This window comes from Neisseria bacilliformis (assembly GCF_014055025.1).
Classification (GTDB): Bacteria; Pseudomonadota; Gammaproteobacteria; order Burkholderiales; family Neisseriaceae; genus Neisseria; species Neisseria bacilliformis.
In genome coordinates, this window is record NZ_CP059571.1 from 1,772,607 (window position 1) to 1,788,355 (window position 15,749).

Genomic DNA, 15,749 nt, shown 5'->3' on the forward strand with positions numbered 1-15,749 from the left:
ACGGCCTGCATCAAACAATAAACAATAAACAAAACACGGAACACAAACCATGACCACCGCCCTCCCCGCCGCAGCCCCCGCGCGTATGCGCGAAATCCCCTACAACTACACTTCCTACACCGACCGCGAAATCGTAATCCGTCTGTTGGGCGATGAAGCCTGGCAGACGCTGGAAGACTTGCGCGCGCAGCGCAAAACCGGCCGCTCGGCGCGGATGCTGTTTGAAGTGTTGGGCGATATTTGGGTGGTGGAGCGCAATCCGTATCTGGTCGACGATTTGCTCGCGCACCCCAAGCGCCGCGCGGCTTTGGTGGGCGAGATGCGCCACCGTTTGGGCGAAATCCACAAGCGGCGCGACGACAATCCGCAGGTTGCCATGCTCGTAGCGGCGGCCGAAGCGGCGGTAAAGCGTTTTGACGAAAGTTTCGACGCCACCCGTGCCAAGCGCGAGCGCATCTTGCAGCGGCTCTCGAAAATCACCAAGCCGCACAATATTATGTTTGACGGGCTGGCGCGGGTTACCCACGTTACCGACGCGACCGACTGGCGCGTGGAATATCCCTTTGTGGTGGTCAACCCCGATTCCGAAGCCGAAGTCGCGCCGCTGGTGCGCGCGCTGATTGAGCTGGATTTGGTGATTATTCCGCGCGGCGGCGGCACGGGTTATACCGGCGGTGCGGTGCCGCTGGATGCCAACAGCGCGGTGATCAACACCGAAAAACTCGATTTGCACGGCGGCGTGCAGTATGTGCCGCTGGCCGGTTTGGACGGCAAGCATCCCATCATCCATTGCGGCGCGGGCGTGGTAACGCGGCGGGTGGAAGAAACCGCGCATCAGGCCGGGCTGGTGTTTGCCGTTGACCCCACTTCGGCCGACGCTTCCTGCGTGGGCGGCAATGTGGCGATGAACGCGGGCGGCAAAAAGGCCGTGCTGTGGGGCACGGCGCTGGACAATCTGGCCTACTGGCAGATGGTCAACCCGCAGGGCGAATGGCTGCGCATCGAGCGCGTGCGCCACAATTTCGGCAAAATCCACGACGAAGAAACGGCGGTGTTTGACGTGCACACGCTGGATTCAGACGGCCTTAAAGTGGTGAAAACCGAGCGGCTGGAAATCCCCGGCCACAAATTCCGCAAAGTCGGTTTGGGCAAAGACGTTACCGACAAATTCCTAAGCGGCCTGCCGGGCGTGCAGAAAGAAGGCACCGACGGCATCATTACCAGCGTGGCTTTTGTGCTGCACACCATGCCCAAGCATACGCGCACGGTGTGCATGGAATTTTTCGGCACAGTGGCCAAGGCCACGCCGTCCATCGTGGAAATCCGCGATTATCTGCTCGCGCACGACAGCGTGCGGCTGGCCGGTTTGGAGCATTTGGACTGGCGTTATGTCCGCGCCGTCGGCTACGCCACCAAAGCCGCCGGACGCGGGCGGCCGAAAATGGTGTTGCTGGCCGATATTGTCTCGGACGACGAAGCCGCCGTATCTGCCGCCGCCGAGCGCATTTGCGAGCTGGCACGCCAGCGCGAAGGCGAAGGCTTTATCGCCGTTACGCCCGAAGCGCGCAAAACCTTCTGGCTCGACCGCAGCCGCACCGCCGCCATCGCCAAACACACCAATGCCTTTAAAATCAACGAAGACGTAGTGATTCCGCTCGAACGGCTGGGCGAGTATTCAGACGGCATCGAGCGCATCAACATCGAGTTGTCGATTCAAAACAAGCTCAAACTGTGCGACGCGCTCATCCGATATCTTTCAGGCAGCCTGCCGGTGGATAAAATGGACACCGACCTGCCCAGCGCCGAATTGTTGGGCGATCGCGCCCGCCACGCCCTTGCCCATGTTCAAGCCGTACGGCAACGCTGGCAATGGCTGCTCGATCATCTCGATTCGCCCTTGTCCGAGTATAAAAACCGCTTCGGCGATGCCGTTCAGGCTGCTTCGGAAGCATGCGACGACGAAAGCTGCTTTATCGCCTTTCGCGATTTCAGGCTGCGTGTGTCGGTGAAAACCGATGTGATGAAGCCCTTGGCCGATATTTTCAGCGGCAAGGCCGATGCCAAAATCAACGCCGCGCTGGGCAAAATCCACAGCAAAACCGTGCGCGGCCGCGTGTTTGTCGCCCTGCACATGCACGCGGGCGACGGCAATGTCCACACCAACATCCCCGTCAATTCCGACGACTACGAAATGCTGCAAACCGCCCACCGCGCGGTCGAGCGCATCATGCGCATCGCACGCCGCCTGAACGGCGTGATTTCCGGCGAACACGGCATCGGCATTACCAAACTCGAATTTCTCACCGACGAAGAAATGCAGCCCTTTTGGGACTACAAAGTCCGCGTCGATCCAGAAGGCCGCTTCAACCGCCACAAACTGATGAAAGGCTCCGACCTGCGCCGCGCCTACACGCCCTCGTTCGAGCTTTTGGGCGCCGAATCGCTGATTATGGAGAAATCCGAACTCGGCACCATCGCCGAATCGGTAAAAGACTGCCTGCGCTGCGGCAAATGCAAGCCCGTCTGCTCCACCCACGTTCCCCGCGCCAACCTGCTCTACAGCCCGCGCAACAAAATTCTCGGTGTCGGCCTGCTCACCGAAGCCTTTTTATACGAAGAGCAGACGCGGCGCGGCATCTCGGTGAAACACTTTGAAGAACTCGGCGACATCGCCGACCACTGCACCGTCTGCCACCGCTGCGTCAAACCCTGCCCGGTAAACATCGATTTCGGCGACGTAACCGTGGCCGTGCGCAACTACTTATCCGATGCCGGCCACAAACGCAGCACGCCCGTGGCCGCCGTCGGCCAAGCCCTGCTCAACGCCACCAGCCCGCGCGCGATTAAAGCCCTGCGCACTGCGATGGTACGCACCGGTTTCCCCGCCCAACACTTCGCCTACAAAGTGGGCAAACTGCTGCCCTTGGGCACGAAAAAACAAAAAGCCGAACCCAAAGCCACCGTCGGCAAAGCGCCGGTAACAGAACAGGTTATCCACTTTATCAACCGCCCGCTGCCCAAAAGCGTGCCTGCCAAAACCCCGCGCGCCATGCTCGGCATCGAAGACGACAAAAGCATCCCCATCATCCGCAACCCGCAAAGCACGGAAGATGCCGAAGCCGTGTTCTACTTCCCCGGCTGCGGCTCGGAGCGGCTGTTTAGCCAAATCGGCCTTGCCGTGCAGGCCATGCTCTGGCATGTCGGCGTGCAAACCGTTTTGCCGCCGGGCTATATGTGCTGCGGCTATCCGCAGGAAGCCAGCGGCGACCGCCACCGCGCCGACAAAATGAGCACCGACAACCGCGTCGCCTTCCACCGCATGGCCAACACCCTGAATTATCTCGACATCAAAACCGTCATCGTCAGCTGCGGCACCTGCTACGACCAGCTCGAAAAATACCGTTTTGAAGACATCTTCCCCGGCTGCCGCATCATCGACATCCACGAATACCTGTTGGAAAAAGGCGTAAAACTCAATGGCGTGCAAGGCCAGCAGTATCTCTACCACGACCCCTGCCATACCCCCGTCAAAACCATGAACGCCACCCAAATGGCCAGCGAACTCATCGGCCAAAAAGTCGTATTGAGCGACCGCTGCTGCGGCGAGAGCGGCATGTTCGCCGTCAAACGCCCCGACATCGCCACCCAGGTCAAATTCCGCAAACAGGAAGAAATCGAGAAAAACCTCAAACAACTGCCGCAGGGCGAGCCGGTAAAAATGCTCACCACCTGCCCCGCCTGTTTGCAGGGCTTAAGCCGCTACGCCGACGACAACAACCTGCCCGCCGACTACATCGTCATCGAAATGGCACGGCACATCCTGGGCGAAAACTGGCTGGATGAGTTTGTCAAAAAAGCCAACGCCGGCGGGGTGGAGAAAATACGGCTATAAGGCCGTCTGAAAGCGCGGCTTCGGCGCAGCCAAACCCGTTCCGCCGCCGCACAAACCCAAGACCCGCTTTTTCAGGCGGCCTCTGCCCTTAGGCAGGGTGTGCGGCGCAAGCCACGCACGCTGTCTCCGTATCATTACGGCGCAGTTGCGACACGGGATGTCGGATACAAGTATCCGACCTACGGCTACTGAAAATCCCTGCCGTCATTCCCGCGCAGGCGGGAATCTTGGTGGTGCTAGGCAATTATTTGTTTCTTCAAGAATCATTGAATGTCAGAGAAGATTCCCGCCTGCGCGGGAATGACGGCAAGAGGATGATACGTAGGGTGTGCGGCGCAAGCCACGCACGCGGTTTGAGTTTTCGGAAAACCGTTCGGATTCGTTGCGCAGCAGAAACCGCGTGCGTCGCCTCGGGGCGGCACACCCTACATATGATCCCCGCCGCCGCCCGCGCAAAAAGCGCGGCAAACTGCGGTAGAATGGCGGCCTTTGCGTTTTGAGGCCGTCTGAAAACGGGTTTGCCCACACCGCCTTTTTCAGACGGCCCGGATTCAGGAAAACACATGAACAAAATCCCCGCTGCCGCCGCCGCGCTGCTCCTGGCCGCCTGCGGCTTCCACCTCAAAGGCACGCAGCCTTACGACAAGCTGCCGTTTAAAAACTGGAACATCCAGGGCGGCCAATTGCAGCAGCCGCTGGAAAACGCGCTGCGCCGCGCCGACGGCGCGCCCGTGCCCGCCGCCCAAGCGCAGGCGGTGCTCAAAGTGGAAGAGGCGGACACGCAGAAAGACGTGCTCACCATCACCCGCGCCGCGCTGGTGGCCGACTACCTCTTGGTGCTCAAAGTGCGCGCCCAAGCCTACCGCAACGGCGAGCCGCTGGGCGGACCGATGGAGGTGGAAGTGCGCCGCCAGCTCGAATACGCCGACAGCGAAGTGCTGGGCAAGCAGGAAGAGGAGGAAACCATCCGCCGCGAAATGCGTCGCGACGCCGCCGACCAGCTTGTCCGCCGCCTCGCCTTCCTGCCGCGCTGAGCCGCCCGCGTTTTTCCCCAATCTGTTTTTTCAGACGGCCTGATGTTCCGCGAAACACCTCAGGCCGTCTGAAACCCGCCCGCCATGCCCGTCCTGCCCATCGAATCCCTCACCCCCGACACCCCGCTGCCGCCGCTCTGCCTTATCCACGGCGAAGAAGACCTGCTGCGCGTCGAAGCCCTCGACACCCTGCGCGAAGCCGCGAAAAAACAGGGTTATCTCAACCGCGAAAGCCACACGCCCGAAACCGCCGCCGACTGGGACACGCTGCTGGCCTCGGCCGGCAGCGCGGGGCTGTTTGCCGATTTGAAGCTGCTGGAAATCCACATCCCAGGCGGCAAACCGGGCAAAACCGGCGGCGACGCGCTGCAAACGCTGGCGGAAAACCTGCCCGCCGACACCGTTACCGTCATTGTCCTGCCCAAGCTGGAAAAGGCGCAGACGCAGGCCAAATGGTTTGCCGCCCTGTCCAAACGCGGCACGGTGCTCGAAGCCAAGCCCGTGCCCGCCGCCGCCCTCCCCGCGTGGATCAGAGGCCGTCTGAAAAAGGAAAACCTCGCCATCGAAGACGACGCGCTCGCCCTGTTTGCCGAACGCGTCGAAGGCAATTTGCTGGCGGCCAAGCAGGAAATCGGCAAACTCGCCCTGCTGCACCCCGCCGGCCACACCCTCAGCATGGCCGACGCGGAACAGGCGGTGGCCGACGTGGCGCGTTTCGACGTGTTCCAACTGGCCGCCGCGTGGATGGGCGGTGACGCGGCGCGGACGCTGAAACTGCTGGAAGGCTTGGAAGCCGAAGGCGAAGAGCCCGTGCTGCTGCTGTGGACGCTGGCCGAAGACATCCGCACCCTCATCCGTCTGGCCGCCGCCTTGAAACAAGGCCAGAGCGTGCAGGCCGTGCGCAACAGCCTGCGCCTGTGGGGCGACAAACAAACCCTCGCTCCGCAGGCTGTGCGCCGCATCGGCGTCGCCCGCCTGATGGCCGCCTTGCAGGAATGCGCCCGCACCGACCGCCTCATCAAAGGCGCGGAAGCGGGCGACGCGTGGGCGGTCTTCCGGCAGACAGTGTGCGGCTTGGCGGTGTGAATCATGGGAAGACTTTGTCCGTGAAACGGATCAGGCCGTCTGAAAACGCGGCGCGGGCGCAGGCCAAACCCGTCGGCCATAAGCGTTAAGAAAGATGCGCCAAAACGCCGTTTCGGTTTACAATCCGCCCCCTGCGCAACCACGAATACAAAGAAACGCCATGAATCCGAAAATGTTTGTCCAGCCCGCCATCCGCATCTCGCTCATCGCCGCCGTGATTACCAGCATCCTGATTCTGTTCGGCGTGCGCTGGTGGGTCGCCCTGCTCTCCGTGCTGCTGGCCGCCGCCCTCATCGCCCTGGCCGCCGTGTGGGCGGTCAAACGCCAGCGCAAACAGTTCACCGACCGCCTCAAATCCTTCAACATCGACCCGCAGAGCGGCCGCATCAACCCCGCCGACCTGCGCCGCATGTACAACAGCGGCGGCCAGGCGCAGAAAGACGCCGTGCTCATCTACTGCATGGCCAACAACAACTGCCCGCCCGAAGAAGCGCACAAATTCTTCAAAGACACCTCCCCCTTCAACGCCAAAACCCGTCAGGCGCAAATCAAAGCGATGCAGGAAATGCAGGCGCAGCAGCGCAAAGGCAAAGGCAAGGGCAAAGGCAACCGCTTCCGTTAAATTCCGCAGGCTGTCTGAACACCGGGTCGGAACCCGTTTTCAGACGGCCTCAAACCAAAAGCACACACCGCAGACCATGTACGACGTAAACACCCACGACGTGCGCCGCTTCTTCGCCGGCGTCTGGCGGCAACGCCTCAACCCCCTCGCCCTCGACGCCTTGCAGCAAAAAGCCCTGCACATCCTCGAAGCCCACCGCGAATACGCCCCCTACCTCGACAACATCGAAGACTACCTCGATGCCGAATGGCAACCCGAAAACGGCCGCGAAAACCCCTTCCTCCACCTCTCGCTGCACCTCTCCATCCAAGAGCAGGCCGCCATCGACCAGCCGCCCGGCATCCGCGCCCTCCGCGACACCCTCGTTGCCCGCCGCAACGGCGACTGGGTCGCTGCCGAACACCAAATGATGGAAGCCCTCGCCGAAACCATATGGGAAGCCCAGCGTTACGGCAACGGCCTGGACGTAAACGCCTACATCACCCGCCTGCGCCGCCTCGTCGGCCTCGGGCAGGAAGAAACGCGCCGCATCAACCCGCACGAAGTGCCGCGCTCCGATAAAATCAGCGGCAGATAAACGAAAGGCCGTCTGAAACCGTTTCTTTCAGACGGCCTCGATACATTTCCCAACCCGCCCCCGAAAGTCTCCCATGACCCAAATCAGCCTCAAAAAAACCTACTCCGGCAAAGTGCGCGACCTCTACGAAATCGACGAAAAAACCATGCTCATCGTCGCCACCGACCGCCTTTCCGCCTTCGACGTCATCCTGCCCGAACCCATCCCTGGCAAAGGCGAAATCCTTACCCAAATCTCCAACTTCTGGTTTGCCAAACTCGCGCACATCATGCCCAACCACTTCACCGGCCAAAGCGTGTACGACGTTTTGCTCGAAAGCGAAGCCCGAGCCGTCGAAAAACGCGCCGTCGTCGCCAAACGCCTCACCCCCGTCAAAATCGAAGCCATCGTGCGCGGCTACCTCGCCGGCAGCGGCTGGAAGGAATACCGAAAAACCGGCACCGTCTGCGGCATCAAACTGCCCGAGGGCCTGCACGAAGCTGAAAAACTGCCGCAAGTGCTGTTCACTCCCTCAACCAAAGCCGAAATGGGCGGCCACGACGAAAACATTTCCTTTGCCGAATGCGAACGCCTTATCGGCGCCGAACTCGCCGCCCAGGTGCGCGACAAAGCCGTCGCCCTCTACACCGAAGCGGCCGCCTACGCCGAGACGCGCGGCATCATTATCTGCGACACCAAATTCGAATTCGGCCTCGACGACAACGGCACCCTCACCCTGATGGACGAAGTGCTCACCCCAGATTCCAGCCGCTTCTGGCCGCAAGACCAATACCGCGTCGGCATCAGCCCGCCCTCCTTCGACAAACAGTTCGTGCGCGACTGGCTGGAACAAAGCGGCTGGAACAAACAGCCTCCCGCCCCGCAAGTGCCCGCCGAAATCATCGGGAAAACCGCCGCCAAATACCGCGAAGCCCTACGCCTGCTCACCGAATAAAGCCATGACCCCCTTCCAGCTCGACCACACCGCCGCCGTCCTCGCCGACATCCTGGCCTTCGCCCAACCCGCCGACGCCGTCCTGTCGGCCTACCTGCGCCGCCACCCGAAACTCGGCCGCCAAGACCGCAGCGAAATCGCCGAAACCGCCTTCGCCGCCATCCGCCACTACCAGAAAACCGCCGCCGCCCTGCCCGACCCGCCCGCCCAAGCCCGCAAAGCCGCCCTTGCCGCGCTGGTACTCGGGCGCGGCTTCAACATCAGCCGGCTCGACGGTTTGGCCGACCGGGAAGAACAAGCCTTCCTCGCCGCCCTCAAAGCGCGCAAAAACGAATTTTCAGACGGCCTCAACACCGCCGCCGAACTGCCCCAATGGCTGACAGACACCCTGCGCGGCAGCGGCTTTCCCGACGAAGACATCCTGCGCTTCGGCCGCAGCGTCGCCCGTCCCGCCCCGCTCGATTTGCGCGCCAACACCCTCAAAGCCCGCCGCGACAAAATCCTTGCCGCCTTGCAGCAGCAGGGCATACAGGCCGAAGCTACCCCGTACTCCCCCTGGGGCATCCGCTTGCGCGACAAAGCCGCCCTCTACGGCCACCCCCTGTTTCTCGACGGCAGCATCGAAGTGCAGGACGAAGGCAGCCAGCTCACCGCCCTGCTCTTGGGCGCGAAACGCGGCGACACCGTTATCGACTTCTGCGCCGGCGCGGGCGGCAAAACCCTCGCCCTCGGCGCAATGACGGCCAACAAAGGCCGCATCTACGCCTTCGACACCGCCGAGAAACGCCTGTCCAAACTCAAACCGCGCATGACCCGCGCCGGCCTCACCAACATCCACCCCGAGCGCATCGGCAGCGAACACGACCCGCGCATCAGCCGCCTGAACGCCAAAGCACAGCGCGTACTCGTTGACGCCCCCTGCTCCGGCCTCGGCACCCTGCGCCGCAACCCCGACCTCAAATACCGCCAGTCGCCCGCCACCGTCGCCCAACTTGCCGAACAACAGCACAGCATCCTCGCCGCCGCCGCCCGCCTCGTCATCCCCGGCGGCCGCCTCGTGTACGCCACATGCAGCATCCTGCCGCAGGAAAACGAACAACAGGCCGAACGCTTCCTCGCCGAACACCCCGAATTCGAGCCCCTCGACTGCGCCGCCCTGCTCGCCGCACAAAAAGTCCCCCTCGACACCGGAAAATACCTGCGCCTCGACACCGCCGCACACCACACCGACGGCTTCTTCGCTGCCGCCTTCCGCCGCAAAGAGGCCGTCTGAAAACCGCTTCGCCGCTGCCGAAACACGCTTTCCCCATTTTTCAGACGGCCTCCGCCGTTAGGCAGGGTGTGTGGCGCAAGCCACGCACGCGGTCTTGGAATACGGTGCTTATTCGGGCATCGGGAAAACAAACAGGCCGTCTGAAAGCGCAGCTTCGGCGCAGCCAAAAACCGTTTTACGCATTTCCAAACAACCTCCGCCGTTAAGTAGGGTGTGTGGCGCAAGCCACGCACGCATTCCCCGCATTTCAGACGGCCTGAAACAGAGCCTCCCGCCCCACAGGCCGTCTGAAAACGCAGCTTCGGCGCAGCCAAAACCCGCAAACAAACCGCCATGACCCTGATCAAACAAGCACTCGCCTGGCTCACCGACCAAGCCCTCTGCCTGCTCGTCTCCTTCCTCACCGGCATCCGCCCCAAAAGCGAAAACAGCCTGACCTTCCCCCCGCAGCACACCGTCTACTACGCCAACCACGGCAGCCACGGCGACTTCCTCCTCGTCTGGATCGCCCTGCCCCGCCGCTGGCGCACCGCCGCCCGTCCCGTCGCCGGCGCGGAATACTGGCTCGGCGGCCACCTCAAACGCTTCGTCATCCAAACCGTCTTCAACGCCCTGCTCGTCCCCCGCAAAAGCGGCCGCGCGCAGGAAACCACCGCCAAAATGGCCGCCGCCCTCGACGGCGGCCGCTCCCTCATCCTCTTCCCCGAAGGCACCCGCAACACCGACGACACCGCCGCCCTCCTCCCCTTCAAATCCGGCATCTACCACCTCGCCCGCAGCCGCCCCGCCACCCGCTTCGTCCCCATCTGGATCGACAACATCAGCCGCGTCCTGCCCAAAGGCAAAATCCTCCCCGTGCCCCTCCTGTGCGACGTGCACATCGGCGAACCCCTGTTTCTGCACGACAATGAAGACAAAGAAACCTTCCTCGAACGCACCCGCACCGCCCTCCTCACCCTGGCGTCTGCCGACGGAAAGGCCGTCTGAAAACGCAGCCTCCCCACGCCGCACCCGTTTTTCAGACGGCCTCTGCCGTTGAGGCAGGGTGTGTGGCGCAAGCCACGCACGCGGCCTGCTTTGCCCCACAACCCAATCAGGCCGTCTGAAAACACAGCTTCGGCGCAGCCCGCGCACCGCACCCGTCCCGTTTCCCCCTATAATGCGAACCCTTTTCAGACGGCCTCAACCCGTCTTGTTTCCAACCGCAACGAAAGAGACCCGAGCATGATCACCACCAACATCGAAACCGTCCCCGGCCGCACCATCGCCCGCCACATCGGCCTCGTCCAAGGCTCCACCGTCCGCGCCAAACACGTCGGCCGCGACATCATGGCCGGCCTCAAAAACATCGTCGGCGGCGAACTCAAAGGCTACACCGAACTGCTCAACGAAGCCCGCGACGAAGCCCTGCGCCGCATGGCCGAACAGGCGCACCGTGCCGGTGCGAACGCCGTCGTCAACGTCCGCTTCTCCACCGCCTCCGTCGCCGCCGGCGCGGCCGAAATCCTCGCCTACGGCACCGCCGTCGTCCTCGAAGACTAAGGAGCGCGCCGTGAACCAGCCCGACACCGGCATCGGCATCGCCGAAATCCTCATCGCCGCCTGGCCGATATGGCTTCCCCTCATCATCATGGCCGCCGCCTTCTTCACCGGACGGCACAACGAAAAAAAACACCTCGCCGACCTCTCCCGCCGCGAAGCCGGTCTCCGGCACATCGCCCTCATCGCCGTCAAACACCCGCCGCAAAACTTCCGCGAAGGCGAACTCGTCTACGGCAGCGTCGTCCTCTCCTCCGACCGCTTCCGCAACTTCCTCGCCTGGCTGCGCAACCTCGTCGGCGGAAACATCGGCGTATACGAAACCCTGCTCGAACGCGCCCGCCGCGAAGCCCTCCTGCGCCTGAAAGAAAAAGCCGCCGCCCTCGGCGCGGACACCGTGTACAACGTCCGCCTCGACACCGTAACCCTCTCCCCGCCCGCCCAGCAAAACAACGGCGGCCTCACCGGCACAGTGGAAATCCTCGCCTACGGCACGGCGGGTAAAACCGGCAAAAAGGCCGTCTGAAAACACCTTTTCAGAAACGTCATCCCCGCGTAGGCGGGGACGGCCTCTGCACACACCCGCACCAAATGACCCCATCCCGCCGCCTCACCCCCGCCGAAACGCGCGCCGCCCAAACCGTATTCGGGCAACACCTCGACTACCCCGCCGTCCGCATCCACTGCGGCCTGCCCCTGCTGCCCCGCCTCTCCGCCGCCGTCTCCCCCAACGGCCGCATCTACTTCCCCAAAGCCCACTACCTGACCGACTACACCCAAGCCGCCCCCGGCTACACCCTCTGGCTCATCCACGAACTCACCCACGTCTGGCAATGGCAGCACGGCTTCAAAACCTGGCTCGGCGGCCTCATCCTCACCGCACGCGGCGGCTACCTGCGCCGCCGCGCCTACGCCTGCCCGCCCCCATCCGCCATCCGCGACTTCGCCGCCCTCAACATGGAGCAGCAGGCCGAAATCCTCGCCCGCTGCTACGCCTCCCTGACCGCGCCCGCATCCGCCGAAACCGCCGCCTGCCGCCGCCTCCTGAGCGCATTCGCCGCCCAATCCCCCGAATGCCACCCCCTGCCCCGCTACTTCGCCCCGATACAGAAAACTAAATAGCCTTTTTATTTATCCGCTTACCGCCAAAGCCGTTTTCAGACAGCCGCAACATTTGACAAAACCCCCGCCGCCGCTATAATGCGCGTCTACTTTCCCCGATAGCTCAGTCGGTAGAGCGACGGACTGTTAATCCGCAGGTCCCTGGTTCGAGCCCAGGTCGGGGAGCCAAATACATCTTTTTAAAGGAGCGTTTTGAAACTTAAAACGTGATGTAAAAAAGAAAAATCTCCATGCTTTTCCATGGAGATTTTTTAGTTTCGGAACACTCGGATTGCCCCTGCATTCGTTTTTCCTGCAGCAGCCTTACCTGTAACAGCCGGTATTAAAAAAGCATCCGGCAAACACCGAATGCTTCTTTTCATTGGAAATCGAAAAACCGGAAAATCAGCGTCTTTCTTTTTTCTGGCAGCTGCTGCACACGCCGTACATATACAGCGCGTGATCGACAATGCGGTATCCGTGTTCTTCGGCCATCCTGTCCTGCAACTCTTCGATTTCCTCGCTGTGGAACTCGGCCACTCTGCCGCATTTGACGCAGACGATGTGGTCGTGGTGGCCGCCGGTGTTCAACTCGTACACAGCTTTGCCGGTTTCAAAGTGGTGGCGCAGCAGGATGCCGGCCTGCTCGAACTGGGTCAGCACGCGGTAGATGGTGGCCACACCGATTTCCACGTCGCTTTCCAAGAGCATGCGGTACACGTCTTCCGCGCTCATATGCTCTTTCGGATGTTTTTCAAACAAATCAAGGATTTTTAAACGGGGGCCAGTTACTTTCAGGCCGCTATCTCTCAGTTGCGCAATGTTGCTGTCCATCATAGTTTGGTTCTCTTTCATATCATGGTTAGGTAATTACCGCTATAATACGCAATTTTAACGGCTTTGCACACTATCATTTGATAAAAATTTTCAAATATAGGCCGCGCCGTTCCGTTTCGCCCATTTTCCCATACTTTTCGCAAAGGTAAAATCCGTGAACAAAACCGCCTGTCTGTTTGCCGCAACGGCTTTTTTCGCCCTCGCCGCCTGCTCGTCCGAGCGGGTTTCCCATTTTCCGTCCTACAAACTGAAAGTCATCCAGGGCAACCGCCTCGACGCCCGCGCCGTGGCCGCCTTGCAGCCCGGCATGAGCCGCGACCAAGTGCAGCTGCTGCTGGGCACGCCGCTGCTGCGTTCCGCCTTCCGGCAAAACCGCTGGGATTATACCTACGAAACCAGCCGCAACGGCATCATCGACCAGGCCGAAACGCGCAATCTGACCGTTTGGTTTGAGAACGACCGCGTGGTCAAAGCCGAAGGCAACGCCATCGAATACGCCCGCCGGCAGCTCCAATCCGCCGCACAGGCGCAATAAACCATACGGAACACCAGCATGAATCCCTTAAAAATCGCCATCGCCGGCGCAAACGGCCGCATGGGGCGCGTTTTGATCGAAGCCGTTGAAAAACACCCCGACACCGTATTGGGCGGCGCAATCGAGCATTCCGGCTCCGACGCGCTCGGCCTCGACGCAGGCTTTGCCATCGGCCTAAAAACCGGCATCACCATTTCCGACGACGCGGACGCCGTTATCGCCCAAAGCGACGTGCTCATCGACTTTACCCGCCCCGAACCCACCCTGCGCCACCTGCAAAAATGCGTGGAACGCGGCACGAACATCGTCATCGGCACAACCGGCTTCGACGACGCGGGCAAAGCCGCCATCAAAGCCGCCGGCGAAAAAATCGGCGTGGTGTTCGCCGCCAATTTCAGCGTGGGAGTAAACCTCACCTTCCACATTCTCGACACCGTCGCCCGCGTGTTAAACGAAGGCTACGACATCGAAATCATCGAAGCGCACCACCGCCACAAAGTCGACGCCCCCAGCGGCACCGCGCTGCGCATGGGCGAAGTGATTGCAAACGCGCTCGGCCGCGATTTGAAAGAATGCGCCGTTTACGGCCGCGAAGGCCACACCGGCGCGCGCGACCCGAACACCATCGGCTTTGCCACCGTGCGCGCAGGCGACATTGTCGGCGACCACACCGCCCTCTTCGCCACCGACGGCGAGCGCGTGGAAATCACCCACAAAGCGTCCAGCCGCATGACTTTCGCCTCCGGCGCAGTCCGCGCCGCCGTGTGGGCGCGCGGCAAAAAAGGCTTGTTCGACATGCAGGACGTACTCGGCCTGGCAAACCACTAAACCCGCCCACGCATCATAAGGCCGTCTGAAAACGGGGCAGCCGCTTTTCAGACGGCCTTAGAACCTGTTTAGCATCTCTGAGCGAGGTATCCGCTGATGCAGATTGGCCGCAGGGCAAGGCGCAAAACTTGGCAATAGTGGGACTATTGCCAAGTTTTGCAACGCAGCCATGCGGCCAAGATGCATTAGCGGCAGCCGCGCAGAGATGCTAAACAGGTTCTTACAATCATCCCCTTTTTTTTCAGACGGCCTACCATGTACACCCAAATCCCCACCGACCGCGCCGCAACATACGAATGGCGCAGCGAAAGCACGCAGAAGCCGCCGAAAAACGCCGTCTTCACCCGCGAAACCAACGCCGCCGCCGTGCTGCAAAACGCCCGCGCCGACACCGCCACCGTCTTCACCGGCGACTACCACAACGCCAAACAAATTCTGTCCGCCCTGAAAAAGCGCGTGCGCGGCAACAGGCCGTCTGAAAACCACAAAAAGCCCGCCGACCCCGCCGCCGCCTTCCACCGCCACCGCCTGCGGCAGGCGCAGCAAAGCCGCCTCACCAACATGTTCGCCGTCGAAATCGGCGCGGGCTTCACCCTCAGCCTCCCCCGCGCCCCCGACATCCGTGCCGCCCTCGCCGACCTCTACGGCAAACCCGGCCCTGACTCCGCCCCCTTCCTCCTCCCCCTCAACCTGCTGCTCGGCCTCATCGGCGCGCACGAATGGCACAAAAAAGGCGTACACATCCCCGCGCTCGGCGCGAAAATCCACGTCCCCTTCGGCGTGTTTTCCCCCATACGCGGCGAATATCTCGACCTTGTCGCACAGGCCGCCGCCCATTCCCGTTTTCAGACGGCCTTCGACATCGGCACAGGCTCCGGCATCCTCGCCGCCCTGCTCGCCCAACGCGGCATCACCTGCATCACCGCCACCGACAACAACCCCCGCGCCCTCGCCTGCGCCCGCGCCAACATCCGCCGCCTCGGTTTTGCAGACAACATCAGCGTAGAGGAAGCCGACCTCTTCCCCGAAGGACGCGCCGACCTCATCCTCTGCAACCCGCCCTGGCTGCCCGCCAAACCCACATCCGCCATCGAAACCGCCCTCTACGACCCCGGCCACGCCATGCTGCGCGGCTTCCTGAACGGCGCGGCGGCACACCTCAACCCGAACGGCGAAATCTGGCTCGTCATGTCCGACCTCGCCGAACACCTCGACCTGCGTGCCCCCGGCTTCCTGCCTGCCCTTTTTCAGACGGCCTCCCTGCGCGTCGCCCAAACCCTGCACACCCGCCCCGCCCACAAAAAAGCCGCCGCCCCAAACGCCCCCCTCGCCTTCGCCCGCAGCAGGGAAACCACCACGCTCTACCGTTTGCAGCCTGCGGTTTTGGGCTGAATCAAACACTCCGGACATGCCGGACAATAATAAAAGAATAAAAAGGCCGTCTGAAAACCCGTAGGTTTTCAGACGGCCTTCTAAACTATCGCTGCGTGT

At 61.9% G+C, this 15,749-nt stretch carries 15 protein-coding genes and 1 tRNA gene; 15 read left to right on the forward strand and 1 reads right to left on the reverse strand.

Features of this window, described 5'->3' with window-relative positions:
• The first annotated feature begins 49 nt into the window (after positions 1–49).
• The 12 genes from H3L91_RS08715 (at position 50) to H3L91_RS08770 (ending at position 12,247) form a co-directional block, all read left to right on the forward strand.
• The gene (locus H3L91_RS08715) at positions 50–3,892 is read left to right on the forward strand and encodes a DUF3683 domain-containing protein (RefSeq protein ID WP_007343387.1); all 3,843 of its coding nucleotides are present in this window, start codon (positions 50–52) and stop codon (positions 3,890–3,892) included.
• Between the two features lie 563 nt (positions 3,893–4,455).
• A complete protein-coding gene (locus H3L91_RS08720; RefSeq protein WP_040659032.1) occupies positions 4,456–4,926 on the forward strand; it encodes an LPS-assembly lipoprotein LptE in 471 nt (156 codons plus the stop codon).
• A gap of 84 nt (positions 4,927–5,010) precedes the next feature.
• The gene (holA, locus tag H3L91_RS08725; RefSeq protein WP_007343391.1) at positions 5,011–6,012 is read left to right on the forward strand and encodes a DNA polymerase III subunit delta; all 1,002 of its coding nucleotides are present in this window, start codon (positions 5,011–5,013) and stop codon (positions 6,010–6,012) included.
• A gap of 160 nt (positions 6,013–6,172) precedes the next feature.
• Entirely contained in the window at positions 6,173–6,634 is a 462-nt protein-coding gene (locus H3L91_RS08730; RefSeq protein WP_007343392.1) for a hypothetical protein, read from the forward strand.
• Positions 6,635–6,710: 76 nt separating this feature from the next.
• Positions 6,711–7,211 (forward strand): DUF1841 family protein, encoded by a 501-nt coding sequence (locus H3L91_RS08735; protein ID WP_007343393.1) that lies wholly within the window; start codon positions 6,711–6,713, stop codon positions 7,209–7,211.
• 73 nt (positions 7,212–7,284) lie between these two features.
• The gene (locus H3L91_RS08740; protein WP_007343394.1) at positions 7,285–8,145 is read left to right on the forward strand and encodes a phosphoribosylaminoimidazolesuccinocarboxamide synthase; all 861 of its coding nucleotides are present in this window, start codon (positions 7,285–7,287) and stop codon (positions 8,143–8,145) included.
• A gap of 4 nt (positions 8,146–8,149) precedes the next feature.
• Positions 8,150–9,418, forward strand: coding sequence for an RsmB/NOP family class I SAM-dependent RNA methyltransferase (locus tag H3L91_RS08745; protein WP_007343395.1), 1,269 nt, complete (start codon positions 8,150–8,152; stop codon positions 9,416–9,418).
• 333 nt (positions 9,419–9,751) lie between these two features.
• Entirely contained in the window at positions 9,752–10,405 is a 654-nt protein-coding gene (locus H3L91_RS08750; protein ID WP_007343397.1) for a lysophospholipid acyltransferase family protein, read from the forward strand.
• Positions 10,406–10,495: 90 nt separating this feature from the next.
• On the forward strand, positions 10,496–10,960 hold the full coding sequence (locus H3L91_RS08755) for a YbjQ family protein (RefSeq protein ID WP_244958456.1): 465 nt from the start codon (positions 10,496–10,498) through the stop codon (positions 10,958–10,960).
• Between the two features lie 10 nt (positions 10,961–10,970).
• Positions 10,971–11,483: a YbjQ family protein gene (locus H3L91_RS08760; RefSeq protein ID WP_007343399.1), complete on the forward strand. Its 513-nt coding sequence runs from the start codon at positions 10,971–10,973 to the stop codon at positions 11,481–11,483.
• A gap of 65 nt (positions 11,484–11,548) precedes the next feature.
• On the forward strand, positions 11,549–12,079 hold the full coding sequence (locus H3L91_RS08765) for a hypothetical protein (RefSeq protein ID WP_040659036.1): 531 nt from the start codon (positions 11,549–11,551) through the stop codon (positions 12,077–12,079).
• A 92-nt stretch (positions 12,080–12,171) separates the two neighbouring features.
• Positions 12,172–12,247: transfer RNA gene (locus tag H3L91_RS08770), tRNA-Asn, on the forward strand.
• A gap of 216 nt (positions 12,248–12,463) precedes the next feature.
• Here H3L91_RS08770 and fur read toward each other — a convergent pair.
• Positions 12,464–12,895, reverse strand: a complete 432-nt coding sequence (fur, locus tag H3L91_RS08775; protein ID WP_007343400.1) for a ferric iron uptake transcriptional regulator — start codon at positions 12,893–12,895, stop codon at positions 12,464–12,466.
• A 154-nt stretch (positions 12,896–13,049) separates the two neighbouring features.
• On the opposite strand from fur, the gene H3L91_RS08780 reads away from it, so the two are divergent.
• The 3 genes from H3L91_RS08780 to H3L91_RS08790 all read left to right on the forward strand — a co-directional run bounded on the left by H3L91_RS08780 (position 13,050) and on the right by H3L91_RS08790 (position 15,650).
• A complete protein-coding gene (locus H3L91_RS08780; protein ID WP_007343401.1) occupies positions 13,050–13,430 on the forward strand; it encodes an outer membrane protein assembly factor BamE in 381 nt (126 codons plus the stop codon).
• Positions 13,431–13,448: 18 nt separating this feature from the next.
• Positions 13,449–14,258 (forward strand): 4-hydroxy-tetrahydrodipicolinate reductase, encoded by an 810-nt coding sequence (dapB, locus tag H3L91_RS08785; protein ID WP_007343402.1) that lies wholly within the window; start codon positions 13,449–13,451, stop codon positions 14,256–14,258.
• A gap of 255 nt (positions 14,259–14,513) precedes the next feature.
• Positions 14,514–15,650 carry a methyltransferase gene (locus H3L91_RS08790; protein ID WP_007343404.1) on the forward strand — a complete coding sequence of 379 codons (1,137 nt, stop codon included), beginning with the start codon at positions 14,514–14,516 and terminating at the stop codon, positions 15,648–15,650.
• The last annotated feature ends 99 nt before the right edge of the window (positions 15,651–15,749 follow it).

Bases quoted from the DNA above. Each gene is read 5' to 3' on its own strand.
- H3L91_RS08735 (WP_007343393.1), top strand. From the start codon at position 6,711: ATGTACGACGTAAACACCCACGACGTGCGCCGCTTCTTCGCCGGCGTC.
- H3L91_RS08745 (WP_007343395.1), top strand. From the start codon at position 8,150: ATGACCCCCTTCCAGCTCGACCACACCGCCGCCGTCCTCGCCGACATC.
- H3L91_RS08740 (WP_007343394.1), top strand. From the start codon at position 7,285: ATGACCCAAATCAGCCTCAAAAAAACCTACTCCGGCAAAGTGCGCGAC.
- holA (WP_007343391.1), top strand. From the start codon at position 5,011: ATGCCCGTCCTGCCCATCGAATCCCTCACCCCCGACACCCCGCTGCCG.
- H3L91_RS08750 (WP_007343397.1), top strand. From the start codon at position 9,752: ATGACCCTGATCAAACAAGCACTCGCCTGGCTCACCGACCAAGCCCTC.
- H3L91_RS08715 (WP_007343387.1), top strand. From the start codon at position 50: ATGACCACCGCCCTCCCCGCCGCAGCCCCCGCGCGTATGCGCGAAATC.
- H3L91_RS08790 (WP_007343404.1), top strand. From the start codon at position 14,514: ATGTACACCCAAATCCCCACCGACCGCGCCGCAACATACGAATGGCGC.
- H3L91_RS08730 (WP_007343392.1), top strand. From the start codon at position 6,173: ATGAATCCGAAAATGTTTGTCCAGCCCGCCATCCGCATCTCGCTCATC.
- fur (WP_007343400.1), bottom strand. From the start codon at position 12,895: ATGATGGACAGCAACATTGCGCAACTGAGAGATAGCGGCCTGAAAGTA.
- H3L91_RS08720 (WP_040659032.1), top strand. From the start codon at position 4,456: ATGAACAAAATCCCCGCTGCCGCCGCCGCGCTGCTCCTGGCCGCCTGC.
- dapB (WP_007343402.1), top strand. From the start codon at position 13,449: ATGAATCCCTTAAAAATCGCCATCGCCGGCGCAAACGGCCGCATGGGG.
- H3L91_RS08765 (WP_040659036.1), top strand. From the start codon at position 11,549: ATGACCCCATCCCGCCGCCTCACCCCCGCCGAAACGCGCGCCGCCCAA.